The sequence below is a fragment of the Streptomyces sp. NPDC042100 genome, assembly GCF_055582325.1.
The window spans coordinates 81417-105284 of record NZ_JBVJDK010000018.1 but is presented as its reverse complement, the minus strand read 5'-3'; the positions used below and the strand labels follow the sequence as shown (position 1 = coordinate 105284).

The following is a 23868-nucleotide window of genomic DNA, read 5'->3' as shown; positions in this document are numbered from 1 at the left end:
CTCCTGGGTCTCAGAGGGCGCGGGCGCGGCCGTCGACGGGCGCGGCGGGGATCGGGGGGACGGTCGGCAGGGGGGTGAAGGCGAGCGGCTCGGCGTGGTTGACGGGGAAGGCGGTCGGCAGGGTCCCGGTGGCCCGGCCGTAGGCGCAGGCGACGGCCGCGGCGGCGGCTCCGACGGCGAGCTCACCGGCGCCGCCGGGCTTGTCGCCGGTCGGCGGCATGACGATGATCTCCAGCTCGGGCGGGGTGTTCCACTGCCGGGTGTAGTAGTAGTTGTCCCAGCTGCTCTCCTGGAAGTGCCCGTCCTTCAGGTGCAGTCCGGCGGTGAGCGTGAGGGCGATGCCGTCGATGACGCCGCCCATCATCTGGGCTTCGAGTCCGCGCGGGTTGACGGCGAGGCCGACGTCGACGGCGCACACGACCTTGGTGACGCGGGGGCCCGTGCGGGCGTCGCGGACCGTGCGGCCGGTGGTCTCGGGGCGGCAGTCGATCTCGGCCAGGACGGCGACGAAGGCGTGGTACTCGGGGTGGACGGCGATGCCCTGGGCGGTGCCGGGGATCATCTTCCGTCCCCAGCCGCCCACGTCGGCGACCTTGTCGAGGACGGCCCGCGCCCGCTCGTCCTTCAGCATCCGGCGGCGGAACGCGAGGGCGTCCTGCCCCGTCCGCCGGGCGATCTCGTCGAGGACGAGTTCCTGGGCGCAGCGCACGTTGGGCGAGTAGATGTTGCGCATGGAGCCGGTGTTGAAGCCGGTGTCGACCTCGTTGAGGAGCTGGGTGGTCACCCCGAGGTGGTACGGGCTGGCCTGGGTGAGCTGGAACATCGTCTCGGAGAACGCCAGGTTCGCCACCGGGAGCCGGGCCGCCTCGGAGGTGATGATCTCGCCGATGCCGTGTCCGAAGTCGGTGGCGACGGAGGTGTGCCTCTGTTCGTAGGTGAGGACCTCGCCGAGCGCGTAGGTGGCACGGACCCGGGAGGTGGCCATCGGGTGCGTACGCCCCTGGCGGAAGTCGTCGGTGCGGTGCCACATCAGGCGGACCGGCTTGCCGAGCGCCTTCGAGATCTCGGCGGCCTCGCCGGCCGCGTCGTGGAACAGTTTGCGGCCGAACGAGCCGCCGCCCTCGGTGACATGGACGGTGACGGCGCCGACCGGCAGGCCGAGCTGGAGCGCGATCTTCTCCTGGGCGACGATCGGCGCCTTGAGGCTCGCCCAGATCTCCGCCGAGCCGGGGCGGACGTCGGCGACGGCGCAGTTGGTCTCCAGGGCGCCGTTGCTGGCGAAGGCGAAGGTGAAGCGGACGTCGACGGCCTTGGTGAGCAGGTCCAGCGGCGGGACGACGAGGGGGAGTTCGGCCGCGCGGAGCTTCTGGAGCACGGTGGCGTCGGAGGCGCCCTCGGCGGTGCCGGGGCCCCAGTCGACCGTGAGCGCGCGGACGGCGTCGATGCACTGGCCGAAGGTGCGGGCGCGGACGGCGACGCCGGTGGACACGGTGACGACGTCCGTGACGCCGGGCATGGCCCGGACCTCGGCGAGGTTGGCGACCGCGCGGACGGTGCCGTTGATGGTGGGCGGGCGGCAGACCATCGTGGGCAGGGCGCCGGGCACCTGGACGTCCATGGCGAACTTCTTCCGCCCGGTGACGGCTTCGAGGGCGTCCACCCGGCCCCGGGCGGTGCCGATGACCCGGAAGTCCGCCCGGTCCTTGAGGGTGACGGAGACCTGGGTGTCGGTGAGGGCGGCGGCCTTCACCGCGAGTTCCCCGTACGTGAGGCGGACACCGGCGGCCGAGGTGATGACACCCGCCTTGGCGGTGAGGGTGCCGACGGCCTCGCCGAGTTCGAGCGCGGCGGCGCGCAGCAGGCGCCCGCGCGCGACGGCGGCGGCGATCCGGATCGGGGTGAAGGTGGCGATGGTGGTGTTGGAGCCGCCGGTGAGCTGGTTGAAGAGCAGCTCGGGGCGGGCGTCGGCGAGGCCGACCCGGACCTTTTCGACGGGCAGGTCCAGCTCCTCGGCGATGATCATCGCGGTGGAGGTGGTGATGCCCTGGCCGACCTCGGCGCGGGGCAGCGCGAAGTGGGCGGTGCCGTCCGGGTCGATCCGGAGGGTGATGAGGTTCGCCGTCGGGAGGGTGGCGTGGGTGAGCATGTCGTTCAGGTCGTAGAGGTCGGCGGGCCCGGGGAGGGAGGGCACGACGGCCGGGACCGAGGCTTCGGCCGGCGCGGGCGCGAGGGCGTCGGCGCCTACCCGGGCGGCGACAGCGAGGGTCGGCGCCGCCAGTACGTAGCCGAGGAATCGGCGCCGTCCGATGCCGCGCGGCGGCGCGTCCTTCCGGTCCTGCGGTACGGCGCGGTCCTGCGCTGTCATCGGCGCTGCCTTTTCTGCGAGGGGTGAGGGGCGGGGCGCCGCTCGGTCCGGCGCCCCGTGGATCATCACCCGTCCGGCCCCGCACCGGGGCCGGAACGGCCCCGCTTCCCCCTGGGGAACGTCACGTTCTCACGCCGGGGCCGGGGAATAGCGCGCGGGGCCGGCCCGTTGCGGAGTGCCAGAACGCCCACCGCGTCACCGCTCGAAAGGCAGACCCATGAAGATCGGCATCATCGGAGCAGGCAACATCGGCGGCAACCTCACCCGCCGCCTCACCGCGCTCGGCCACGAGGTCTCCGTCGCCAACTCGCGCGGCCCGCGGACGCTCACGGCCCTCGCCGAGGAGACCGGGGCGACGCCGGTGACGGTCGCGGAGGCGGCGCGCGGGGCGCGGATCGTCGTCGTCACGATCCCGCTGAAGGCGATCCCCGACCTCCCGGCGGAGGGCCTGTTCGACGGGTCGGCCGAGGGCTTCGCCGTGATCGACACCGGCAACTACTACCCGCGTGAGCGCGACGGCCGGATCGCGGGCATCGAGGACGAGGGCCTGACCGAGAGCCGCTGGACCGAGCGGCACCTGGGCCACCCGGTGGTCAAGGCGTTCAACGGCACGTACGCCCAGGACATCCTGGACCGGCACCGCCCGGCGGGCGACCCCGAGCGGCTCGCGCTGCCGGTGGCGGGCGACGACGAGGGGGCCAAGAAGGCGGTCCGCGCGCTCATCGACGAGCTCGGCTTCGACACCGTCGACGCGGGCGGCATCGACGACTCCTGGCGCCAGCAGCCCGACACCCCCGTGTACGGGCTGCGCGGCGGTGTCGAGGCCGTCGAGCGCGCCCTGGCGGCCGCCTCGCCGGAGCGGCCCGCGTCCTTCCGCGGCTGACGGCGGCACATGCGACGGTTCCCGCCGGGTCCCGTCCGGGGCCCGGCACCGCTCCCGTAGCAGAAGCGGCCCGCCCCCGTCGGGACAACCGCGGAGCCGGTCCCCCGGGCGCGGGCGGGTGGGACGATGGACCGTCACCACCCACGAGGAGGGGCCATGAGCACCGACATCCGTGAGCGGCTCGCCGAGCTCGGTCTGAGACTGCCGGAGACGAGCGCCCCCAAGGGGGCGTACGTGCCGGCCGTGCGCAGCGGCACGATGGTCTTCATCGCCGGCCAGATCCCCCTCAGCGGGGGCGAGTTGACGGCCACCGGCCGGGTCGGCGCCGAGGTCCCGCCGGAGCGGGCGAAGGAGCTGAGCCGGCAGTGCGCGCTGGCGGCGCTCGCGGCCGTCGACTCGGTGGTGCCGCTGGAGCGGGTGGTACGGGCGGTGAAGGTGATCGGCTACGTGTCCTCCGCCCCCGGATTCCTCGGGCAGGCGGCGGTGGTCGACGGGGCGAGCGAGCTGCTGATCGACGTGCTGGGCGACGCGGGCCGGCACGCCCGCAGCGTGGTCGGCATGGCCGTGCTGCCGCTGGACGCGCCGGTGGAGATCGAGATCGTGCTGGAGGTCGAGGCGGACGGCACTCCTTGACCGCCCCGCCCCGGCCTCCCCCGCCGTCGCGGGCTCCGCCCGGCCTCAGCCGATGGGAACGGCGGTGCCCGTCACCTGGATGCCGCTGGTCCGCTGGGCCGGGACACCGACCGTGAGGAGGCTCGGACGGCCCATGTCGACGCCCTGATGGATGGTCAGGGTGGCGGGCAGCTCGACGAGTCCGTGCGAGCGGAGGTAGCCGCCGAACGCGGCTGCCGCCGCACCGGTCGCGGGGTCCTCGAAGACCCCGCCGGGCGGGAAGGGGTTGCGGGCGTGGAAGACGGTCTCCGACTCGCGGTGCACGAGGGCGACGGTGGCCCAGTCGCGGCGGGCCATCAGGTCGCCCAACGCCGCCATGTCGTAGTCCAGTTCCGCCAGCCGCTCCCGGGTCGCCGCGGCGATCACCGGGTGCCAGGCGCCCCCGTAGGCGGCGCGCGGCGGCAGGGCCGGGTCGAGGTCGTCGGCGGACCAGCGGAGGGCGGCGAGGAGTTCGGCCAGGTCGTCCTCGGCGATCTCCTCGTCGCGCGGCTCGACGCTCACGAGCGTGGCGACGACGGTGCCGTCCGGCCGGGTCGAGGTGGTGACCGGGACCGGCCCCGCCTTGGTGCGCAGCAGCAGGTCGCCGACGCCGTGCCGGTGGGCGTGGGCGACGGCGGTCGCGATGGTCGCGTGGCCGCAGAACGGCACCTCGATCTGCGGGCTGAAGTAGCGGATGTCGAGGGTCCCGTCGGCGCGCGGGACGGCGAACGCCGTCTCCGAGTAGCCGACCTCGGCCGCTGTGGCGGCCATCGTGGCCTCGTCGATGCCCGCGGCGTCCAGCACCACTCCCGCCGGGTTTCCGCCGTGCGGGTCGGTGCTGAAGGCCACGTAACGCAAGATGTCCATCGCCAGAACCTAGCCGCTGCCTCACGAGACCGTCAAAGCACCCCGGGTGCGGGCGAGATGACGGCCCGGCCCGCCGGAAGAGGCCGCTCAGCGGGTGTTCAGGCCCAGGTGAGCAGTTGTCCGGCCGAGGAGAGGCCGACCGCGAATCCCAGGGCGATGCGCCGGGCGCCCACGCTGGGGCGTACCGCGTGGAAGAAGCGGGGGTCGATGAGCAGCGCCTCACCGACGCTCGGCGCGATCGTCAGCGACTCGGCGTCGCGGACGACAGCCTCGTCGTAGCCGTACGAGGCGGGCAGCCGGTGCGCCTCGTCCTCGGGCTGCCAGCGGTGCCGCCACAGGACCGTCTCGCCGCCCGAAGGGGGCACGCTGAGGTAGAGGTTGAAGGCGAACTGTCCGATCAGCGGGGTGTCGAGCAGATCCCGCTCGTACTCGCGCAGCGAGTCGTCGAAGTGCACCCGGAAGCCCTGGTTCGGCTCGCGGGCCACGCCTTCCCCGAGCTCGCGCCCGCCCCGTCGGCCGACCGCGACGCCGCCGGGCCAGTGGGCGCCGAGCCGCTCGCGGCAGAGGGCGAAGGGGTCGAAGGAGAGGCCGAGGCCCCGCCATGCCTCGTGGTGCCGTTCCAGCGCGGGCCAGTAGCTGTCGGCGACGCCGCCGTCGGCCATGTGGTCGCTGATGCCCACGCCGAAGCGCATCACCCTCGGCTGGACGCGGGCGCTGCCGTACGCGTCGAAGGCCCGCTCCTCCAGCGCCGTCAGCACCTCGGCGCACCGCTCGGCCGGCAGGAACCCGGGCACCCGGACCGCCGCGTACCGGCCGGCGGCGAGACCGGTGAGCAGCTCGTGGGTGAACGCGGGCGCGGTCGCGGCGCGGAAGAACGGATCGTGCGGCGCTTTCGGCGGCAGGTCCTGCGTGCGGTTCCCTGTGGTCATCTCATCGGCCCCCCGACTTCCTGAAAGACAACGGAAAACAACGGCGCCTATCCGGGATGCGTCCCGCTGGTGGTGCGGAACGCGGTCTTCGCGTCGAGTTCGAGCGCCTGACGTCCGGCCTCCAGGGCCTCCATGGCCACCTGTCTGCCGAAGTCGGCCTGCATCTCCTCCAACTCGCTCCCCGGTGCGCCCCACGTCAGGGACTGGTCGTCGTAGGGGTCGGTGGGGCGAGAAGACATCGGCGGACCTCCGAACGTTTCGGGAAGGGACGCGTCACACAGGGTGAGGCACCGTCAGGCTACGCGCAAGCCCGCCGGGCCCGGCGGGCTTTGCCCAGCTCGGTCCCGGCACCCCGCGCTCAGGTGGGCATGTCCCGCAGCGCCTCCAGCAGCCCCTTGGCCTGCAGCGACAGCGGGTGGTCCGAGGTGACCACCCGGTCGAGGTCGCGCACCAGGCCGCGGAGCGCGTTCACCGCTTCGGGGGTACGTCCCCGAATTCCCAGCAGGACCAGGACGTATGTGTAGCGCAGCCGCATCACGAGGTGGGAGTCCTGGGCCTGGGAGGCGTCGCCGAGCGCCCCGCCGATGACCTCCTCGGCCTCCTCCGCGCGCCCCTGCGCGAGCAGCGCGTGGGTGAGCGTCTCGCGGACCCGGAGCGTCTCGGGGGTGGCGGGCGGCCAGTGGTTGCGGCGGCTGATGGCGAGGATCTGCCGCGCCTCCGCCTCGGCCTCGCGGTGGGTGCCGAGGGCGAGCATCGTCCGGGCCAGGGTGTGCCGGACCACGAGGGTGTCGTAGTGCTCGGGTCCCCGCACCTTGTTCTCGGCCTCGACGATCGAGCGCAGCAGGACCTCTGCCTCGCTCTCCCGCCCGGCCTGCTCGTTGATCGCGCGGGCGAGCTTGTGCCGGCTGGCGAGGGTGTCGGCGTGGTCCTCGCCGAGGATGGCGGTCCGCGCCGCGACGACGAGCCCCAGGGCCTCCTCGGCGCGGCCGAGCTCCTCGCGGTCGAGGAAGATCCTGCCCTGCTCGTGGCGCAGCCCGAGGATCTCCCGGTCGTCGGGGTGGAAGCCGTACGAGGCGCAGCGCTCGATCAGCGCGGCCACCAGGACGTACGCGGGGCCGAGCAGCCCGGTGGCGATGAGGTAGCGGGCGGTCAGGCGCGCGAGTTCGAGGGCCTCGGTGCGCACGGTGCGGTCGTTGAGCCTGAGGTCGCCGAGCAGGCAGGTCCGGGAGACCTCCAGGGCGTGCGGCGAGAGCGCGGCCCACAGCGGCCAGTTGGCGGGGTGGTCGGGGTTGCGCGGGAAGGCGGCCGCGAGCAGCATCCGCAGGGCGAGGCCGTGGTACTCGGCGGGGCGCTCCCGGACCTCCGCGTCCTCGCGCAGCACGCCGTGGACGACGGGGTGCAGGGTGAGCAGGCCCGCCAGGTCGTGCTCGCCGGGCCCCTCGCGTTCGAAGGCGTCGACGAGGCCCAGTTCCTCCAGCCCCTTGAGGGCGTGGCTCAGCGACCCGGCGGTCGCGCCGGGGAAGAGGGCGGACTCGGCGAGCGCGGGACCGGTCAGCAGGAGGCGGTACGGGACGGGGGCGATGCTGAGGCAGGCGAACACCTTGAGGAGGGTCGGCGCCTGCGGCAGCTCGTGCTCGGTGAGCAGGTCCATGCCGATCCCGCAGACCTTCTGCACGATCTCGCGGCCGAGGAGCTCGCCGAGCTGGGGCGCCTCCTGGCCGGCGACGGTGTCCTCCCGGGGTTCCAGGACGCGGCGGAAGCTCTCGAAGTCCACGATGTCGCTGTCCAGCCGGATCCGGCTCTCGTGGACGGCCTTGATCACGTCGGCGGCCTGGCGCAGGGCCAGCGGCAGCCCGCCGAGCTGCCGCGACAGGCGGCGCGCGTCCTCGTTGGTGCCGCCGAGATCGCCGGTGCGTTCGAGCAGCATGGAGGCGCCGTCGTTCTCGTCCAGCGGGAGCACCTGGTGGATGACGGTGGCGTCGCCCCAGGCGCTCCGGCTGCGCACGCGGCTGGTGACGAGGACGGTGCCCTTGGCGTTCTTCGGGGTGCGCAGCCAGCCGGTCCCCCGCGCGACGGGGGCGTCGGCGGGGCCGAGCCGCTCCGGGTCGTCGGCGTTGTCGAAGACCAGCAGCCAGGGCTCGGGGCAGGCGTCGAGGAGCTGCCAGACCAGGTCCATGGCCGTGCCGACGAGCCAGGCGCGTTCCACCGTGATCGAGGGGGCGCCCAGGTCGCGGGCGATCATCGGCATCCGCTGGCTGAGTTCGGGCGTGGACACCCACCAGACCCGGTACCCGGCCCGGCGCGCCCGGTCGGCTGCCTCCAGCGCGATCCGGCTCTTCCCGGACCCGCCGAGCCCGGCGACGACGTGCACCTGCTGCCGGGCCTCCTCGGACAGCAGCCGGGCGACGAGACCGAGCCGGTCCTTCCCCTTGAGCTGCCCGTCCGCGAGCTGCCCGTACGGCGGGGGCGGAAAGCCCGCCAGGTCGGGGGACGGGGGCGTCGGGGGGACGGCGGGGACGGACGCCTGGGCGGGGGCGAAGACGGGGTGCGGGGCGGGGGTGGCGGGCTGCCCTGTGTCGGGGGCGGGGCGTGGTTCCGGTCCGGCGGCGGGGCCGTGGAGGCCGGCACTCCCGTCCCCGGCCCCGGCGCCGCGCGTCCCGTCGGCGCCTCGGGCCTCGCCGACCGCCCCGGGCGCCCCGACCGCCCCGGTCCGCCCGGCTTCCTCGGCTTCTCGGGCCTCCCTGGCGTCCTGCGCCTCCTGGGCGACCCTCAGCAGGGCGCGCTGCACGGCCTGGTAGGAGGAGGCCTTGCGGTCCGCGGGCTGGACGATGCTGAAGTGGTCGGCGGTGACCACCCCGCCCTTGGGGAAGACGCCGCGGGCCACGATCGGGGGCACGATGTCGTCGGCGGTGCCGCCGTAGGCCAGCACGGGGATGGGGCACTCCTGCTCGGAGAACTCCCGGGCGTGGACCACGGAGCTCAGCACCGTCCGCTGGGCCTCGGTGACGGCCCGGTCGAAGGGGCGCAACTGCTGTTCCTGGGGGTTGCGCCACAGGGGCAGGGCTTTGCGCACCGTGAGGAAGAAACCCGACCCGGTGTTGGGGCAGGCGAACATCGTGAAGTGCTTGATCCGGGCCAGCTCGCGGCCCTCGCCGTTCCAGAGCTTGCGGGCGAGGAAGCGCTGCACGACCAGGCCGCCCTGGCTGTGGGTGACCAGGACGATCCGCTCGGCGTCGGCCAGTTCGGTCTCCAGGAACGTCCCGAGCTGGTCGGCGACGTCGTCGGTCTCGGCGATCCGGCGGTCGGGGCGCAGCCGCACGAACGGCGAGTCGTACTGGAAGGGGTGGACGCTGACCCAGCCCGCCAGCTCCGGGTCGTCCGCGATGAGCTTCTCGAACGCCTGCCACACCTTGGCGGAGGAGAACAGCCCGTGCACCAGCACGAGGTGGACGCGCGTCGAAGCCATCGCGAACCTCCTTGCTCAGAAGGGATTCTGAAAGAGAGTCAATTCGATCGCGGATAATCAGTCGTCCTACCCATGATGCACGAGGGACGACTGATAGGACCACGACGGGACGGCCCGCCGCCGACCGACGGAGCGGCCCGCCGTCGACCGACGGAGCGGCCCCCCCGACCATCCCCCTACCCTCACGCCCTGCCGCCGCTCCCCCCGCTACCGCCGCCCGGTCGGCCCCGCCGTCCCCCTCCCGGCCGAGGCGGCCGCGCGGGGCCTCCCGCCCGCCCACCGGGCGGACCGGACCCAGGCGCCCCGCGCCGTCGACCGCGCCGTCGTGAGGGCCCTGCCCCCGCAGCCCCGCAGCTGGGTGCGGGACAGCCGGGCCCGCTGGCCACCGCCCGCGATCAGGGCGTTCACCGACACCATCGGGTCGCCCCCGGCGGTCCGCGCCACGAGTGCGCCGACCACGAGCGGCAGCAGCGCGACCGCGAGGGCCGAACCGGTGGCGGTCGCCGTGGCGGTGACGCCCCGCGCAGGCCGGGGGCGCCGGGCGGCGGGGCGGGAGCTGTCCGTGTCCATGACGCCAGTTCACCAGCGGCCCCGGGAGCGGCACACCGTGCGCGGTACTCAGGCGCCCCGGCACCGGATACTCACCCCGGGAGGACCGCACCGGCGCGCTCCTCCGGCCCATCCTGGAGGCGGAACGCCCGTGAACACCGCACACCTGACCGCACATCCCGTCCTGGTGGTCCAGCACGAGGACGACGCGGGACCCGGCCTCGTCGGCGAGCGGCTCCGAGACGCCGGGCTCGACCCCCGGGTTTACCACCCCTGGCGCGGCGAGGCACTGCCCGCCGACCTGGCCGGCTGGGCGGGCCTGCTGGTCCTCGGCGGCGCGCCCAACTGCGAGGACGACACGGCCGCCCCGTGGCTGCCGAGGGTGCGCGCGCTGATACGCGAGGCCGTCGCCGCCGGGCTCCCGGTGCTCGGCGTGTGCCTCGGCGGCCAGCTCATGGTGCACGCCCTCGGCGGCCGGGTCGCGCGCCGCGCGCGGGGGCCCGAGGTCGGCGCCGTACCGCTGCGGCGGCTGCCCGGGGCGGACACGGACCCGGTGCTGGGCGCGGTGCCCGAGGGCGCGCTGGCGGCGCAGTGGCACTGGGACGAGGCCGTGTCCCTGCCACCGGGCGCGGTGCCGCTGCTGGCCGGGGACGACTGCCCGTACCAGGCCTTCCGGGTCGGACCGCGGGCCTGGGGCGTGCAGTTCCATCCCGAGGTGCTGGCGGACGCGATCGCGGAGTGGGCGGGCGCGGACGGGCCGGCGGTCCGCGCGGCGGGCGGCGACCCGGACCGCGCGATCGCCTCCGTACGGGAGGCGGAGCCCGAGCTGCGCGCGGTCTGGGGCGCGATGACCGGGGCGTGGGCGGCGGTCATACGGGAGACGGCGGAGGGGGCCGCCGCCCCGGGCGCCGCGCGCGGGCGCGGGTGAGGGCGGTCCCGGGGGCACGGGAATGATGGGATGGCCGTGCGCACGCGTCCGTGTGCGCACGGACCGCAGCAAGGAGCAGTGCCGCCCATGGCCGACTACCGGATCGAGACCGTCCGCACCGGATACCGCACCTGGACCGCCCGCAACGACCGCGGTGCCGAGGTCAGCATCGGCGCCGCCGACGACGCGGACGCCCAGCCCTCGTTCACCCCCGTCGAGCTGCTGCTCGCGGCGATGGGCGGCTGCGGCGGCATGGTGATCGACCGCACGGCGCGGGCCGTCGACCACGACGACCTGCGGATCGTGGTCGAGAGCGTCTCCGGGCCCGAGGACGACGGCCGGATCGGGCGGATCCGGGTGAGCTACGAGTTCGAACTGCCCGACAGCAACCCGAAGGCGGCGGAGGTGTTCGCCCGGGGGGTGCGCCTGACACACGAGAAGTTCTGCACGGTGAGCCGTACGGTCGAGCACGGCGCGGAGGTCGAGGCGATCCTTCCGGACGGCACGGTGGGCTTCCGGGCGGGCTGAGGCACGGAACGGGCGGCGCCCCCGCCGCCCCTCGCTCACTCCCCCTTACTCCTCTGCTCCTCCCTACCCCTCTGCCCCTCGACCCCTCCCCCACTTCTCCCTCATTCCTCGATCGCCCCGCCGATCTTCCGCAGGTGGCTGCGGAAGGAGTAGTCGGGGTCCTCGGCCCGCCGCGCCAGGTAGGTGTCGAACCGGGTCTGCTCGCGCAAGGTCTGCCCGTCCCTGATCAGCCGGGCTTGATTCCGCTCGGTGCGGAAGATTCCCTCGGCGGTGTCCAGGACCGCCTCGGCGCGGTCCGCCGCCACGAAGAGCACGCCGTCGTCGTCGGCGAAGACCACGTCGTCCGCGCCGACCGTGTGCGCGCCGACACGGGCGCTGCTCAGCGCCTCGGGCCCGCGCGGGTCGAGGCGCACGGGGCCGGGCGCGTACGCCCCGTACGAGTACACCGGGAGGCCGATCTCGACCAGGTCGGGGGTGTCCCGGTGCAGCCCCCACACGACGACGCCGGTGATGCCGGCCGTCCCCGCCTCCAGGACGGCGAGGTCGCCGATACACGCCTCGTCCCGCCGCCCCTCGTTGTCGATGACGAGCACGTCGCCCGGGGTCGCGCGGGTGTATGCCTCCAGGAAGACGTCGACGCTGCCGTAGTGCCGAACAGGCAGCACGCGGCCGGCCAGCTTCCGGCCGGGGAGCACCGGCGAGACGCCGACGGGCGCGGCCCTCAGCGGTTCTCCCAGGCGCACGCAGGCGTCGGCGACGAGCGGGGTGGCGAGCTCGGCGAACCGCTTCCGCAGGGCGGCGAGGTCGTTCACGGGAAGGCTCCCTTCGACGGGGTCGGCGGTCCGGATGCTAGCGGAGCGGTGGGCCCGGAGCCGACGGACCGGGGCGGGGGCGGGCCTCGCCGAAGCGGCGGGCCGGGGCGGCGGGCGCCACGGGCCGGGGCAGCGGGCAGGGGCCTCAGTCGGCGGCGGGGGTACGGTCGCCCCGGGGGCGCGCGGGCGCCCCCGCGCAGAACGGGGCCGGAGGCCCGGGACCGGAGGACTTCACCGTGATCGTCATCGCGCACCTGAGCGACATCCACGTCGACGCGTCGACACGCAGCCGGGAGCGGACAGCGGCCGTACTGGCGTACCTGGAAGCGCTGCCGTACGCCCTCGACGCGGTGGTCGTCACCGGGGATCTGGCCGATCACGGCGAGGAGGCGGAGTACGCGTGGATCCGCGCGCGGCTGGCGGCCTCCCGGCACCCGGTGCTGTGCTGTCCGGGCAACCACGACCGCAGGGACGCGTTCCGGCGCGTCCTGCTCGGCGCCGAGCCGGAGCTGCCGGGGGCGCCGGTCAACCAGGTGCTGCGCGCCGAGGGGTTCGCGCTGGCGCTGTGCGACTCGTCGGTGCCGGGGAAGGACGACGGCTTCCTGGAGGAGGAGACCCTGCAGTGGCTGGAGGCCGAGCTGGCGCGGACGCCCGCGGGGACGCCGGTGTTCGTCGGCTTCCACCACCCGCCGGTGCCGCTGGGCATCCCGTTCGTGGACGGGCTGCGCCAGTTCGGGGAGGAGCGGCTCGCGGCGCTGGTGCGGCGGCACCCGGACGTCGTCGCGCTGCTGTGCGGGCACGCGCACACGGCCGCGGCCACGATGTTCGCCGGCCGGCCGCTGCTGGTGGCGCCGGGCGTGGTCTCCACGTCCAGGCTGCCGTGGGAGCGGGACGGCGCGGGGCGCGACTACGTGTACCGGGACGAGATGGCGCCGTCGCTCGCCTTCCACGTGCTCGACGGCGGCCGGCTGACGACCCATTACCGGAGCGTCCCGCGCGAGGGCGCCCCGGACGGCGGCGGTCCGGGAGCGTAGCGGCGGGGTCCGGGCGGCGGGACCCCCGTCCCCGCCGCCCGGCTCAGCGCCGCCCCGCTCAGCGCCGCCAGATGGCGCGGACGCCCTTGAGCGGGTCCTCCGTCACCTCGGGCGTGGTGTCCCAGCTCAGGGTGGCCCGGCGCTCGGCGGTGTAGGCGGGCCACTGCCCGCCCGGATTCCGCTCGGAGACGAACGAAACCCAGGCGCGGTGCATGGCGTCGGCCAGTGCCTGCGGCGGGTGGTCGCCCGCGGCGGCCGTGACGCCCTCCGCGTCGAGCAGGTCGAAGGCGAAGGGCAGGTCGAGGCAGTGGAAGGACTGCCCGTTGACCGGTGAGGTCCAGTCGAACTGGTAGAGCCAGGTGGGCTCGCCGCGCTCCGCGCGGGCGTCGGCGACCTCCAGCGACGGCGCGCGGAAGGTCACGTCGGTCAGCGCCTGGCCGAACAGCCGGGCCGGGTCGGCCTCCGCGTACGCCTCCGCGAACGCGCCCGCCCCGGCCTCGTCCAGGCCCAGACCTCCGAGCAGCAGGGGCAGCGGCAGCGGCTCCCCGCCGGGGCCCGCCGCGGGCGTGGGGAACATGTTGAACTCGTGGGCGGTGAAGCCCAGCATCAGCGGCACCCCGGCGCCCGCGCCTCCCGTGGTGAGCGCGTCCAGCACGGGCTCGGGGATGAGCTCGCCGTCCGCGAAGGGCACGAGGGAGAGCATGGGCGGCAGGCCCTCGCGGTCCGGTCCGGGCTCGCCGAGGCGGTCCTGGAGGGCGAGGATCTCGTCGTCGCCGAGGTCCTGGAGGGCGGCGGCGGTGGCCGGGAGGCCCGTACGGGAGGTGAAGAGGCGTGCGACGGCGCGGGCGACCTCGGGTCCGTCGGGGCGCATGACGGCACCGGACACGGAGATGACGCCTCGGAAGAGCTCGCGGGCGGAGGGGACGGCGAGCAGCGTCTGCACGGCGCCGCCGCCCGCCGACTGGCCGGCGATGGTGACCTTGGCGGGGTCGCCGCCGAAGCGGGCGATGTTGTCGCGGACCCATTCGAGGGCGGCGACCCAGTCCCGTACGCCCCGGTTGTCGGGGGCGCCCTCCAGGTGCAGGAAGCCCTCGATGCCGAGGCGGTAGCCGAGGGAGACGAAGACGACCCCGTCGCGGTTGAAGGCGGCGCCGTCGTACCAGGGGCTGGCGGCGGAGCCCGCGACGTAGCCGCCGCCGTGGATCCAGACGAGCACGGGCAGGGCCGCGTCCGGGTCGGGCGCGGGGGTGAAGACGTTCAGGTTCAGGACGCCGTCGCCGGGGATCGAGGGCTCCGGGATGGTGGTGACGTCCGCGAACGGGCGGCGCTGCGCGGTCGGTCCGTACGCGGTCGCGTCCAGCGGTTCGGTCCACGGCTCGGGCGGGACGGGCGCGGCGAAGCGGAGCGGGCCGACGGGCGGCTGGGCGTACGGGATGCCGAGGAAGCGGCTGCTGCCGTCGGCCCGGCGCTCGCCTCGGACGGGGCCGCGGGTGGTGTCGACGACGGGGGCGGAGTTTCCGGGGGCGGTCATGGGGGGGCTCCTGTCGGGGTGGGGCGGGTTCGCTCGACGCTGCCTTGCCGGCCGGTTCGCGACGGGCGTCCGGTGCGGTTCCGAGGGCCGCGTCGGCCCTCGACTCCTTCGTCGGGCACGTCCCCAGCGTCTGGCCGGAAAACATTTACGTCAATGCTCGAAATAAAAAGGTGACGCGTGTCACTTACTCGTGCCATCTGCGCCCGTCACCCACCTGCCGACGGTGGTCGCCCGATGACGCGGGGTGCCCACCGGCGCCGGGAGCGCGTCGGGGAGAATGACCGGGTGCCCGCACCGCCCGCCGACTCCGCCGCCGTACGCCGCCTCAACCTGTCCCGCGCCCTGCGCCACCTCGCCGACCACGGCCCCCGGTCGCGCAGCGAGCTCTCGGCCGCCACCGGGCTGGCCCACGGCTCGCTCACCGCGCTGACCGCCGACCTGATCGACCGCGGGCTCGTCCGCGAGGCCGGGCTGGCACCGGCGGGCGGGCGCGGGCGGCCCCGGCGGCGGCTGGAGCTGGCACCCGGACGCGTCCTCACCCTCGCGGTACGGATCACCCGGCGCCGCCTCCAGGTGACGGTGGCCGACCTCGCGGGCCGGGCGCACCACCGCACCGCGCTCCCCCACCGCACCCCGCAGGGCGATCCGCGGCCCCTCGCGCGCGCCGTCGCGGAAGCGCTGCGGGAGGCCGGGGCGGCGGCGCTGGCCGTGCCGGGGGCACATCTGTGGGGCGCGGTGATGGCGATGCCCGGTCCGGTCGACGCGCACACCACGGACGGCGCCCTGGCGTTCAGCACCGACTTCGGCTGGCCCGGCCCCGTACCGCTGACCGCCCTCGTCCGCGAGGAGCTGCGGCGCGGTGAACCCGCCCTCGACGGGCTCCCGTTGGCCCTGGTCAACGACGCCAACCTGGCCGCGCTCGCCGAGTACCGCGCGCTCCTCCCGCACCGCGCCGCGCCGCCGCGCTCCCTGGCGTATCTCAAGGCGGACATCGGCGTCGGCGGCGGGCTCGTCCTCGATGGCCGGATCCACACCGGCGGGCACGGGGTCGCGGGCGAACCGGGGCACATGCCCGTCGCCTTCGACGGCCCGCCGTGCCCGTGCGGCGCGCGGGGCTGCCTCGCGCTGTACGTGGGCCCGGAGGCGCTGGCCGACGCGGCGGGGTTCGCGGGGCTGCGCGCGGCGGAGGGGCCGGACGCGGCGCTCGCCGCGCTGGGCGCGGCCCTGGCGGCCGGGGAGCCCCGGGCGGTGGACGCCCTGGACGCCGCGGGCGAGGTGCTGGGCGCGGCCGTGCTGGCGGTGACGAGCCTGCTCGACGCGGACGAGGTGGTCCTCGGCGGCTACCTCGCCGACTGGCACCCCTGGCTCGAACGCGCCCTGACCGCCCGCCTGTCCGGGCGCCGCGCCCTGTCGGACCGGCTGGTCCCCGAGCCGGTGCCGGGCGTGCTGGGCGCGGACGCGGCCCTGGCGGGCGCCCTCACCTACGCGCGGGACGCCGTCCTGGACGACCCGGCGTCGGTGCCGGTGGTGGTGCCGGCGGCGCCCGCCCCGGGCTCGGGGTGACGGGCGGCCTGCGAGCCCCGGCGCGCGCGGGACGTCCGCGCGCCCTCCCGGGTTGCCCGCTCGCCGGACAGGGAAGGCTCGCGGGGTGAACGTGAGTCCCGATGCCCTGCTCGGAGCCCTGGTGGTGGCGGCCGGCGTGGTCCTCGTCGCGGCAGGTACCCGCTGGAAGGGGCGGGCGGTGCGCCCGCCCGCGCCGCGCCGGGCCCGCCGGGCCGCCTGGGAGAGTTACGTGCGGGCGCTGACCCGCTCGGCCGAACTGGCCATCGCCTCCGCGCGGGGCGCGGCGGGGCGGGGCGAACCGGCCATCGTCACCGTCGAGTCGGTCGTACGGACGGCCCACGAGCGCTTCGGTTACGAGGAGGTCAGCCGGGCGCACGCGGCCGCCGCGCTGCGCCACGCGTACGAGCGGGGCAGATGCGCGGAGGACTGCGTGACGGACGCCTACAGCTCGATCCAGTAACGCCGCTTGAGGCCGAGTTCGGTGGGGCGGACGTCCTCCAGCACGCCGCCGTTGAGCTCGATGGTGCGGGCCGAGGCGATGTTGTCGTCGTCGCAGGTCAGCAGGACGCGGCCGAGACCGAGGGCGCGCGCCTCGGGGAGGACGGCGCCGAGCGCCCAGGTGGCGAGGCCGCGGCGGCGGGCGGAGGGGCGGACGCTGTAGCCGATGTGGCCGCCCGCCCGGAGCAGGAAGTCGTTGAGCTCGTGGCGCAGGTCGACGGCGCCGAGGTAGGTGTCGTCCTCGACGATCCACCAGTGGGTCGCGTGCACCCGGCCCTCGGGCAGTGGCCGGGTGCGGTCGGCCTGTTCGCGGAGCCGGCCCACCCAGGAGGCGAAGACCTCGGGGACGGCGAAGGCGTCGTCGCCCGCGAGCCGCATCCCGGAGCCGTCCTGGTTCGCACCGGGGCTCCACTCGGCGTGGGCGGCGAGCCAGGAGTCGTGGAGACGCTCGGTGGGAGTGATCAGCTGCGGCATGCGGTGACGATAGCAGCGGTGGTCGGGGGCACAGCCAGGGGTTTCTTCCGCTCCGAGCGGAAGGCTCACTCGCCGGTGGTCCCGTCGATGCGCTCGCGCAGGAGGTCGGCGTGGCCGTTGTGGCGGGCGTACTCCTCGATCATGTGGGCGAGAACGTAGCGCAGCGAGTAGACCTCGTCGCCGAGGCGGCCGGTGACGTCGAGCGTGGGGGCGGCGTCGACGATCGCGCGGGCGAGCCGGCACTCCTCGCGCCAGACGGCGAAGGCCTCCTCGACCTCGGCGTCGCCGGCGTCGTCCACGTCGAAGTCGGCCCAGTCGGTGGAGCCGGCGGGGGTCCAGGGGCTGCGGCTGGTCTCGCCGTTGACGACGTCGCGGAACCAGCCGCGTTCGACCTCGGCGGCGTGCCGGACGAGGCCGAGGAGGGAGAGCCCGGAGGGGCCGACCGCACGGTCCTTGAGCTGTTCCGTGCTCAGGCCCTCGCACTTCAGGGCCAGGGTGTCGCGCTGGAAGTCCAGCATGGCGGTGAGGGTGGTGCGTTCGTCGGCGGTGACGGGCGGCTGGATACGGCGGTCGGTGGGTGTCATGTCCGCATCCTGCCAGCGGGGGCGGGCGGGGGGCGCCCGGATTTCCTCCTGGCGTCCCCCGCCCGTAGCGCCCTCCTCCCGGTCGTCACTCGATGGCGGTCGTCACTCGAAGGCGGTCGTCACTCGAAGGCGGCCGCCGCCGCCTTCAGGGCCTCGGCGACGGCCTCGGGCGCGTCCGGTCCCGGCGGGCCTGGCCGGTAGGTGACCGCGCGTAGCTTCCCCTCGAAGCGGAACGAACGCCGGCGCTCGTACAGCGGCCAGGAGACCGGCGACTTGCGGTCGATGCCGACGCTGATGCCCTGGAAGGGGGCCATCCCGATGAGCTGGTGGACGCTCGCGGGGGCGGCGCGGAGCTCGCCGTCGACGTGGACGGCGAGGCGCCAGCGCAGGCCCTCCTCGGCTGTCGCGGTCAGCACGATCGCGTGGGCGCCGGGCGCCAGGGCCCCGGCGTCGGTCTCATGGAGGGTGCCGTACTCGTTGTAGGCGAGGACGAGCCTGCCGTGCTCGACGTGGAGGCTGTAGCCGCCGCCCTGGTCCCCGTGCGAGACCAACACGCCGTCGCCGGTCTCCTCGACGTCCACGGCGATCTCGAACGAGCGCAGCGAGATCAGCCGCGAGGAGCGGTAGCGCTCCAGCTCGGGGGTGCCGGGCAGCAGGGTGAGGGGGCGGGCGAGGCGCTGTTCGGCGGGGTTGCGGCGGGCGAGGGCGCCGCTGTGGTCGGGCAGCGGGAAGACGCCGTTGCGCCAGGCGGCCTCCTCCCACGCCTTGGAGAGCTCGGCCACCAGGTCCGGGCGGCTCGCGGCGAGGTCGTGGATCTCGGTGGGGTCGGCGCGGATGTCGTAGAGGGCCCATTCGGAGTCGTCGTAGGGGGTGCCGGGGCGGTGCAGAGTGACGAGCTTGTGGCCGTCGCGGTAGTGGCTGCGGTTGCCGGTCATCTCGCAGTACTGCTCGGGGTGGGTCGAGTCGTGCGCGGGGTCGGCGAGGACCGGCGCGAAACTGGTGCCGTCGGCTTCCTGGACGGGGCTGCCCCGCCGGGCCTCGGGCCGGGCGACGCCGGCGAGTTCGAGGAGCGTGGGGGTGATGTCGGTGACGTACTGGTACTGGGCGCGCTGCCCGCGCGCGAGCCGCCCGTCGCGGGCGCCCTCGGGCCAGGACAGGACGAAGGGGACGCGGACGCCGCCGGCGTAGGTGTGGCCCTTGTAGAGCCGGAAGGGGGTGTTGGAGGCCATGCCCCAGCCTCGCGGGTAGTGGACGAGGCTGCGCGGGCCGCCGATGAGCTCGGGGTCGCGGTCGACGTCGGGGTCCCAGTCGCCGGGCAGCCGCGGGTGGTGGACGAAGCGGCTGAAGTAGGAGCGGGTGCCTTCGGCGCCGCCCTCGCCGGTGCCGCCGTTGTCGGAGGTGAAGACGATGACGGTGTTGTCGAGTTCGCCGAGGGCGGCGAGGGTGTCGGTGAGCCGGCCGAGGTTCTGGTCGATGTTGTCGACCAGGGCGGCGTAGACCTCCATGTAGCGGGCGTAGAGGCGCCGCCGCTCCTCGGTGAGGGAGTCCCAGGCGGGGACGTCGAGTCCGGCTTCACCGTTGCGCTCGGGGAGTTCCGTTCCGAGCGGAAACAATCCGGCGGCGATCTGGGCGGCGAAGCGCCGGTCGCGCAGCGTGTCCCAGCCCTCGTCGTAGCGTCCCCGGTGGCGGGCGATGTCCTCGGGCTTGGCCTGGAGGGGTCCGTGGACGGCGTTGTGGGCGAGGTAGAGGAAGAAGGGCTTGTCGGGGTCGTGGGCGCGCAGCGACTTCACCATGGCGATGGCCTCGTCGGTGATGTCGTCGGTGTAGTAGTAGCCGTCGGGGAACTCGTCGATGTCCAGCGGGCTGTTGTCGCGGACCAGCTGGTGCGGGTGGAAGAGGCTGGTGAGGCCTTCGAGGACGCCGTAGTAGCGGTCGAAGCCCTTGCTCAGGGGCCAGTCGCGGCGGTCGTCGGCGGCGTTGGAGGCCGAGTCGCGGACCAGGTGCCACTTGCCGACGGCGTACGTCGCGTAACCGGCGTCGTGGAGGAGTTCGGCGAGCGTCGGCACGTCCTCGGCGATCCGCATGGCGTAACCGGGGAAGCCGGGGTCGGAGTTGGCGACCATCGCGTAGCCGACGCGGTGCGGGTTGAGGCCGGTGAGCAGGGCGGCGCGGGCCGGGGAGCACAGCGGCATGGTGTGGTAGTTGGTGAGCCGCACGCCGTCCTCGGCGAGGCCGTCGAGGACGGGCGTGGGGATCTCGGAGCCGAAGGGGCCGATGTCGCTGTAGCCCATGTCGTCGACGAGCACGACGACGATGTTGGGCGCCTTGGCGGGCGGGGCCGGGCGGTCCGGCCAGGAGGGCTCGGATTCGGCGAAGGTGCGGCCGACGCGGCCGGGGAAGCCCTCGTACGGGTCCCGGCGGGTGCTTGTGGTCATGCGGGGTGGTCTCCGGTGAGGGTGCGGGAAGGCGCGGGGGCGGGAGTGGGGCCGGGGGCGAGGGAGCGGGCGCAGCGGAAGCCGCCGTGGCCGGTGGAGGAGTCGGGGGTGTTGTGGGAGCGGGCGGCGACGCGGTAGCGGTTGCAGTAGGAGTCGTGACAGAGGTAGGAGCCGCCTCGGATGACCCGTTCGGCCGGTGCGCCGGGGTGGGCGGGGGGCGCGAAGGCGTCGGAGCACCACTCCCAGACGTTGCCGGAGGTGTTGTGGAGGCCGCGGCCGTTGGGGCGGTGGGCGGTGACGGGGACGGTTCCGGTGTGACCGCCGGGGCGGTCGGAGCGGTACGGGAAGGAGCCCCGCCAGATGGTGCAGCGCTCCTCCCCGTCGGGGGCGAGGTCGTCGCCCCACGGGTAGCGGGCGCCGTGGAGGCCGCCGCGGGCCGCGTACTCCCATTCGGCCTCGGTGGGCAGCCGCAGCCCGGCCCAGTCGCAGTAGGCGGTGGCGTCGGTGTGGCTGATGTGGACGACGGGGTGGTCCGCGCGGCCCTCGACGCCGGAGCCGGGGCCTTCGGGGCTGTGCCAGGCGGCGCCCTCGACACCGAGCCACCAGGGGGCGTTCGCGACCCGGCCGAGGACGTGGGCCCCGGCGGCCGGGTGGAGCAGCAGGTGGAAGACGAACGAGGAGCCGTGGTGCTCGGCGTCGGTGCGGTGGCCGGTCGCGGCCACGAAGCGCGCGTACTGGGCGTTGGTGACGGCCGTGGTGTCGATGGCGAAGGGCGCGACGGTCACCTCGCGCACCGGGCCCTCCCGGTCGGCGGGATGGCCTTCGTCGAAGTGGTCGCCCATGGCGAAGGTGCCGCCGGGCAGTTCGGCCATGGGCAGCACGGGGGTGTGCCGTCCGGTCGTTCGTATCGTCGGGAGCGGAAGGAATTCCGCAGTGCGCGGCCCGGGGGCCCGGGCCGCCCCGGGTGCCCCCGCCTCCCCCGCGCAGGCGCGGCCCGGCGCGCAGCAGGCGCTCATGCGCCCACCCCGGCGGCGGTCAGGAGCGGGGGTGCCGGTACGGGTTCGGGGGCGGCGGCCAGCAGGGCGCGGGTGTAGGGGTCGCGGGGGTGCTCGCAGACCTCGTCGGCGCCGCCGGTCTCCACGATCCGGCCCCGGTGCATGACGGCGATGCGGTGGCTGATCTGGCGGACGACGGCGAGGTCGTGGGCGATGAAGACCAGGGCGAGGCCGAGGTCGCGCTGGAGGTCGGTGAGCAGGCCGACGATCTGGGCCTGGACGGAGACGTCGAGGGCGGAGACGGGTTCGTCGCAGATGAGGACGGCGGGTTCGGGGGCGAGGGCGCGCGCGATGCCGATGCGCTGGCGCTGGCCGCCGGAGAAGGACCGGGGCAGCCGGTCGGCGACGGCGGGGTCGAGGCCGACCAGACGCAGGAGTTCGGCGACCCTGCGGGCGCGGGCGGCCCGGTCGCCGAGGCCGAAGGCGCGCAGCGGTTCGGCGACGGTCTCGCCGACGGTCATCCGGGGGTCGAGGGACGCGTACGGGTCCTGGAAGACGAGCTGGACCCGGCGCCGTATCGCGTGGAGTTCGCGGCGGGAGGGCCGGCTGACGTCCCGGCCGTCGAGCAGCAGCCGCCCGGAGTCGGCGGGGTGGGCGTGGGCGAGGACCCGGGCGAGGGTGGACTTGCCGGAGCCTGACTCGCCGACGATGCCGAGGGTCTCCCCGGCGGCGAGGGTGAGGGACACGTCGTCGAGGGCGGTGAAGGTGCGCCGGCCGCGCGAGCGGTAGGTCGCGCGGAGCGATGCGGCGGCGAGGACGACGGCGCCCGGCGCGGGCCGCTCGATGCGGGCGGGCGGCGGGGGCGGCGGCAGGGGTTCGGCGCGCTCGGCGGCGAGCAGGCAGGCGACCCGGACGTCGCCGTCGACGGCGACGGGCACGGGGGCGGCGGCGCGGCACGGGTCGGTGACGTGGGCGCAGCGGTCGGCGAAGGCGCAGCCCGCGCCGAGGAGGGTGGGGTCCGGGGGGTTGCCGGGGATGCCGGTGAGGCGGGTGCCGGAGGGTGCGGAGAGGCGGGGTACGGCGGCGAGGAGACCGGCGGTGTAGGGGTGGCGGGGGCGGGTGAGAACCTCGGCGGTGGGGCCGTCCTCGACGACGGTGCCGCCGTACATGACGAGGACGCGGGAGCAGGCGCGGGCGACGACGCCCATGTTGTGGGTGATGAGGACGAGGGCGGTGCCGGTCTTGCGGCCGAGGTCGGCGAGGAGGGTGAGGATCTGGTCCTGGACGGTTGCGTCGAGGGCGGTGGTGGGTTCGTCGGCGAGGAGGATGTCGGGCTCGCCGGCCAGGGCCATGGCGATGAGGATGCGCTGGCGCTGGCCGCCGGAGAACTGGTGGGGGTGGTCGTCGAGGCGGCGGGCGGGGTCGGGGATGCCGACGAGGTCGAGCAGTTCGGCGGCGCGGGCGCGGCGGGCGGCCCGGTCCCCGTACCGGTGGGCCCGGAGCACCTCGTCGAGGTGGGTTCCGACGGTCAGGACCGGGTTGAGGGCGGTCATCGGGTCCTGGAAGACCATGCCGATCCTGGCCCCGCGTACGGCCCGCAGTGCGCGTTCGTCGGCGGTGGTGAGCTCCTGTCCGTCGAGGCGTACGGAGCCGGCGGCGATCCGTCCGGTGCCGGGGAGCATCCGGAGCAGGGCGAGGGCGGTGGTGGACTTGCCGGAGCCGGACTCGCCGACGACGGCGAGGGTCTCGCCGCGGCGCAGGGTGAAGGAGACGTCTCGGACGGCGCGCAGGGCGGAGCCGTCGGGGGTGGTGAACTCGACGTCGAGGCCGCTGACTTCGAGCAGGGCGGGGGCCTTCCCGTCGGGGGCCGGTCGGGTCATCGGCGGGTCTCCCGGTTCAGCGCCTCGGCGATCAGGGAGAGGCCGAGGACGAGGACGGTCACGGTGATCAGGGGTCCCGCGGCGAAGTGCGGGGCCTGGGCGAGATAGGGCATGGACTGGCTGAGGACGGCGCCGAGGGTGGGCTGCGGGGGACGGACGCCGACGCCGAGGAAGCTCATGGCGCCCTCGATGAAGACGGCGACGGTCAGCGAGACGGCGAGCTGGACGACGAGCGGGTCCGCGGCGTTGGGAAGGATGTGGCGGGTGAGGATCCGGCCGGGTGAGCTGCCGCCGACGCGGGCGGCGGTGACGTACTCGCGGGAGCGCTGGACGAGGATCCCGGTGCGCAGCAGGCGTCCGAAGGCGGGGATCTCGGCGAGGGCGATGACGAGAACGACGGGGAGCGGTCCGGGGCCGAGGACGGCGGTGACGGCCAGGGCGAGGATCAGTCCGGGGAAGGCGAGGATCAGGTCGAAGGCGCGCTGGACCGCGGTGTCGGCGGCCGGGTGGACGGCGGCGAGGAGGGCGGCGAGGCAGCCGAGGGCGGCGCCGAGCGGGACGGCGACCGCGATGATGCCGAGGTCGGCGCGGATGCCGTAGAGGAGCCGGGCGAGCAGGTCGCGGCCGAGGTCGTCGGTGCCGAGCGGATGCCCGGGGGTGCCGGGTCCGGCGAGGGAGAGGGCGCTCTGGTCGGTCGGCCCGTGCCCGGCGAGGAGCGGGGCGAGCAGCCCGGCGGCGACGACGAGCCCGACGAGGACGAGCCCGGTCCGGCCGCGTGCGGTGGCGAGGGCGGCCCGGTAGGGGTGGCGGGGGCGGCGCGGGGCGGTGGTGGTGCGGGCGCCGGGGGCGGCCGGATCCGTGGCGGCCGGTTCCGTGGTGACGGGGCTGGTGGTCAT

21 protein-coding genes are annotated in these 23868 nt (G+C 75.1%); 7 read left to right on the top strand and 14 right to left on the bottom strand.

The window, feature by feature from the left end:
- Window positions 1-10 precede the first annotated feature (10 nt).
- The gene (locus ACZ6J5_RS31775; protein ID WP_469397237.1) at window positions 11-2365 is read right to left on the bottom strand and encodes a molybdopterin cofactor-binding domain-containing protein; all 2355 of its coding nucleotides are present in this window, start codon (window positions 2363-2365) and stop codon (window positions 11-13) included.
- 217 nt (window positions 2366-2582) lie between these two features.
- Between ACZ6J5_RS31775 and ACZ6J5_RS31770 the strand changes: the two genes are divergently transcribed.
- Window positions 2583-3248 carry an NADPH-dependent F420 reductase gene (locus ACZ6J5_RS31770; RefSeq protein WP_469397236.1) on the top strand — a complete coding sequence of 222 codons (666 nt, stop codon included), beginning with the start codon at window positions 2583-2585 and terminating at the stop codon, window positions 3246-3248.
- Between the two features lie 156 nt (window positions 3249-3404).
- Entirely contained in the window at window positions 3405-3881 is a 477-nt protein-coding gene (locus ACZ6J5_RS31765) for a RidA family protein (protein ID WP_469397234.1), read from the top strand.
- Window positions 3882-3926: 45 nt separating this feature from the next.
- Here ACZ6J5_RS31765 and ACZ6J5_RS31760 read toward each other — a convergent pair whose 3' ends face one another.
- The 5 genes from ACZ6J5_RS31760 to ACZ6J5_RS31740 form a co-directional block, all read right to left on the bottom strand.
- Window positions 3927-4766, bottom strand: coding sequence for a PhzF family phenazine biosynthesis protein (locus ACZ6J5_RS31760; RefSeq protein WP_469397232.1), 840 nt, complete (start codon window positions 4764-4766; stop codon window positions 3927-3929).
- Window positions 4767-4864: 98 nt separating this feature from the next.
- Window positions 4865-5695: a 2OG-Fe(II)-dependent halogenase WelO5 family protein gene (locus ACZ6J5_RS31755; RefSeq protein ID WP_469397231.1), complete on the bottom strand. Its 831-nt coding sequence runs from the start codon at window positions 5693-5695 to the stop codon at window positions 4865-4867.
- 47 nt (window positions 5696-5742) lie between these two features.
- Window positions 5743-5934, bottom strand: a complete 192-nt coding sequence (locus ACZ6J5_RS31750; RefSeq protein ID WP_469397229.1) for a hypothetical protein — start codon at window positions 5932-5934, stop codon at window positions 5743-5745.
- A 119-nt stretch (window positions 5935-6053) separates the two neighbouring features.
- A complete protein-coding gene (locus tag ACZ6J5_RS31745; RefSeq protein ID WP_469397227.1) occupies window positions 6054-9161 on the bottom strand; it encodes an alpha/beta hydrolase in 3108 nt (1035 codons plus the stop codon).
- A gap of 207 nt (window positions 9162-9368) precedes the next feature.
- Complete coding sequence (locus tag ACZ6J5_RS31740) at window positions 9369-9731, bottom strand: hypothetical protein (protein WP_469397225.1); 363 nt, start codon at window positions 9729-9731, stop codon at window positions 9369-9371.
- 130 nt (window positions 9732-9861) lie between these two features.
- On the opposite strand from ACZ6J5_RS31740, the gene ACZ6J5_RS31735 reads away from it, so the two are divergent.
- Entirely contained in the window at window positions 9862-10638 is a 777-nt protein-coding gene (locus ACZ6J5_RS31735; RefSeq protein ID WP_469397223.1) for a type 1 glutamine amidotransferase, read from the top strand.
- 87 nt (window positions 10639-10725) lie between these two features.
- Window positions 10726-11166, top strand: coding sequence for an OsmC family protein (locus tag ACZ6J5_RS31730; protein WP_469397222.1), 441 nt, complete (start codon window positions 10726-10728; stop codon window positions 11164-11166).
- A 101-nt stretch (window positions 11167-11267) separates the two neighbouring features.
- Here ACZ6J5_RS31730 and ACZ6J5_RS31725 read toward each other — a convergent pair whose 3' ends face one another.
- Entirely contained in the window at window positions 11268-11960 is a 693-nt protein-coding gene (locus tag ACZ6J5_RS31725) for an RraA family protein (protein ID WP_469397285.1), read from the bottom strand.
- Between the two features lie 254 nt (window positions 11961-12214).
- Here ACZ6J5_RS31725 and ACZ6J5_RS31720 point away from each other — a divergent pair, with 254 nt between their 5' ends.
- A complete protein-coding gene (locus tag ACZ6J5_RS31720; RefSeq protein WP_469397221.1) occupies window positions 12215-13012 on the top strand; it encodes a metallophosphoesterase in 798 nt (265 codons plus the stop codon).
- Between the two features lie 58 nt (window positions 13013-13070).
- Here the strand turns inward: ACZ6J5_RS31720 and ACZ6J5_RS31715 are convergent, their stop codons facing one another.
- Window positions 13071-14543: a carboxylesterase/lipase family protein gene (locus tag ACZ6J5_RS31715; RefSeq protein ID WP_469397219.1), complete on the bottom strand. Its 1473-nt coding sequence runs from the start codon at window positions 14541-14543 to the stop codon at window positions 13071-13073.
- A 285-nt stretch (window positions 14544-14828) separates the two neighbouring features.
- On the opposite strand from ACZ6J5_RS31715, the gene ACZ6J5_RS31710 reads away from it, so the two are divergent.
- Window positions 14829-16106, top strand: a complete 1278-nt coding sequence (locus tag ACZ6J5_RS31710; RefSeq protein WP_469397218.1) for an ROK family protein — start codon at window positions 14829-14831, stop codon at window positions 16104-16106.
- 91 nt (window positions 16107-16197) lie between these two features.
- Window positions 16198-16566, top strand: coding sequence for a hypothetical protein (locus ACZ6J5_RS31705; RefSeq protein ID WP_469397216.1), 369 nt, complete (start codon window positions 16198-16200; stop codon window positions 16564-16566).
- Here ACZ6J5_RS31705 and ACZ6J5_RS31700 read toward each other — a convergent pair.
- The 6 genes from ACZ6J5_RS31700 to ACZ6J5_RS31675 form a co-directional block, all read right to left on the bottom strand.
- Window positions 16548-17078, bottom strand: coding sequence for a GNAT family N-acetyltransferase (locus tag ACZ6J5_RS31700; protein WP_469397215.1), 531 nt, complete (start codon window positions 17076-17078; stop codon window positions 16548-16550). The two genes, ACZ6J5_RS31705 and ACZ6J5_RS31700, sit on opposite strands and share 19 nt — an antisense overlap.
- Window positions 17079-17143: 65 nt before the next feature.
- Entirely contained in the window at window positions 17144-17662 is a 519-nt protein-coding gene (locus tag ACZ6J5_RS31695; protein ID WP_469397214.1) for a DinB family protein, read from the bottom strand.
- A 119-nt stretch (window positions 17663-17781) separates the two neighbouring features.
- Window positions 17782-20097 carry an arylsulfatase gene (locus ACZ6J5_RS31690; RefSeq protein WP_469397212.1) on the bottom strand — a complete coding sequence of 772 codons (2316 nt, stop codon included), beginning with the start codon at window positions 20095-20097 and terminating at the stop codon, window positions 17782-17784.
- Window positions 20094-21113, bottom strand: coding sequence for a formylglycine-generating enzyme family protein (locus tag ACZ6J5_RS31685; RefSeq protein ID WP_469397211.1), 1020 nt, complete (start codon window positions 21111-21113; stop codon window positions 20094-20096). The genes ACZ6J5_RS31690 and ACZ6J5_RS31685 overlap by 4 nt, the downstream gene beginning before the upstream one ends.
- Window positions 21110-22972 (bottom strand): ABC transporter ATP-binding protein, encoded by a 1863-nt coding sequence (locus ACZ6J5_RS31680; RefSeq protein WP_469397210.1) that lies wholly within the window; start codon window positions 22970-22972, stop codon window positions 21110-21112. Before ACZ6J5_RS31680 ends, ACZ6J5_RS31685 begins: the two co-directional genes overlap by 4 nt.
- Complete coding sequence (locus ACZ6J5_RS31675; RefSeq protein WP_469397208.1) at window positions 22969-23868, bottom strand: ABC transporter permease; 900 nt, start codon at window positions 23866-23868, stop codon at window positions 22969-22971. The genes ACZ6J5_RS31680 and ACZ6J5_RS31675 overlap by 4 nt, the downstream gene beginning before the upstream one ends.

What these genes read in the sequence shown, in the direction of transcription:
- ACZ6J5_RS31685 (WP_469397211.1), bottom strand. Translation starts at nt 21,113, where the DNA reads ATGAGCGCCTGCTGCGCGCCGGGCCGCGCCTGCGCGGGGGAGGCGGGG.
- ACZ6J5_RS31695 (WP_469397214.1), bottom strand. Translation starts at nt 17,662, where the DNA reads ATGACACCCACCGACCGCCGTATCCAGCCGCCCGTCACCGCCGACGAA.
- ACZ6J5_RS31680 (WP_469397210.1), bottom strand. Translation starts at nt 22,972, where the DNA reads ATGACCCGACCGGCCCCCGACGGGAAGGCCCCCGCCCTGCTCGAAGTC.
- ACZ6J5_RS31760 (WP_469397232.1), bottom strand. Translation starts at nt 4,766, where the DNA reads ATGGACATCTTGCGTTACGTGGCCTTCAGCACCGACCCGCACGGCGGA.
- ACZ6J5_RS31690 (WP_469397212.1), bottom strand. Translation starts at nt 20,097, where the DNA reads ATGACCACAAGCACCCGCCGGGACCCGTACGAGGGCTTCCCCGGCCGC.
- ACZ6J5_RS31715 (WP_469397219.1), bottom strand. Translation starts at nt 14,543, where the DNA reads ATGACCGCCCCCGGAAACTCCGCCCCCGTCGTCGACACCACCCGCGGC.
- ACZ6J5_RS31700 (WP_469397215.1), bottom strand. Translation starts at nt 17,078, where the DNA reads ATGCCGCAGCTGATCACTCCCACCGAGCGTCTCCACGACTCCTGGCTC.
- ACZ6J5_RS31675 (WP_469397208.1), bottom strand. Translation starts at nt 23,868, where the DNA reads ATGACCACCAGCCCCGTCACCACGGAACCGGCCGCCACGGATCCGGCC.
- ACZ6J5_RS31775 (WP_469397237.1), bottom strand. Translation starts at nt 2,365, where the DNA reads ATGACAGCGCAGGACCGCGCCGTACCGCAGGACCGGAAGGACGCGCCG.
- ACZ6J5_RS31765 (WP_469397234.1), top strand. Translation starts at nt 3,405, where the DNA reads ATGAGCACCGACATCCGTGAGCGGCTCGCCGAGCTCGGTCTGAGACTG.
- ACZ6J5_RS31740 (WP_469397225.1), bottom strand. Translation starts at nt 9,731, where the DNA reads ATGGACACGGACAGCTCCCGCCCCGCCGCCCGGCGCCCCCGGCCTGCG.
- ACZ6J5_RS31745 (WP_469397227.1), bottom strand. Translation starts at nt 9,161, where the DNA reads ATGGCTTCGACGCGCGTCCACCTCGTGCTGGTGCACGGGCTGTTCTCC.
- ACZ6J5_RS31770 (WP_469397236.1), top strand. Translation starts at nt 2,583, where the DNA reads ATGAAGATCGGCATCATCGGAGCAGGCAACATCGGCGGCAACCTCACC.
- ACZ6J5_RS31750 (WP_469397229.1), bottom strand. Translation starts at nt 5,934, where the DNA reads ATGTCTTCTCGCCCCACCGACCCCTACGACGACCAGTCCCTGACGTGG.
- ACZ6J5_RS31730 (WP_469397222.1), top strand. Translation starts at nt 10,726, where the DNA reads ATGGCCGACTACCGGATCGAGACCGTCCGCACCGGATACCGCACCTGG.
- ACZ6J5_RS31755 (WP_469397231.1), bottom strand. Translation starts at nt 5,695, where the DNA reads ATGACCACAGGGAACCGCACGCAGGACCTGCCGCCGAAAGCGCCGCAC.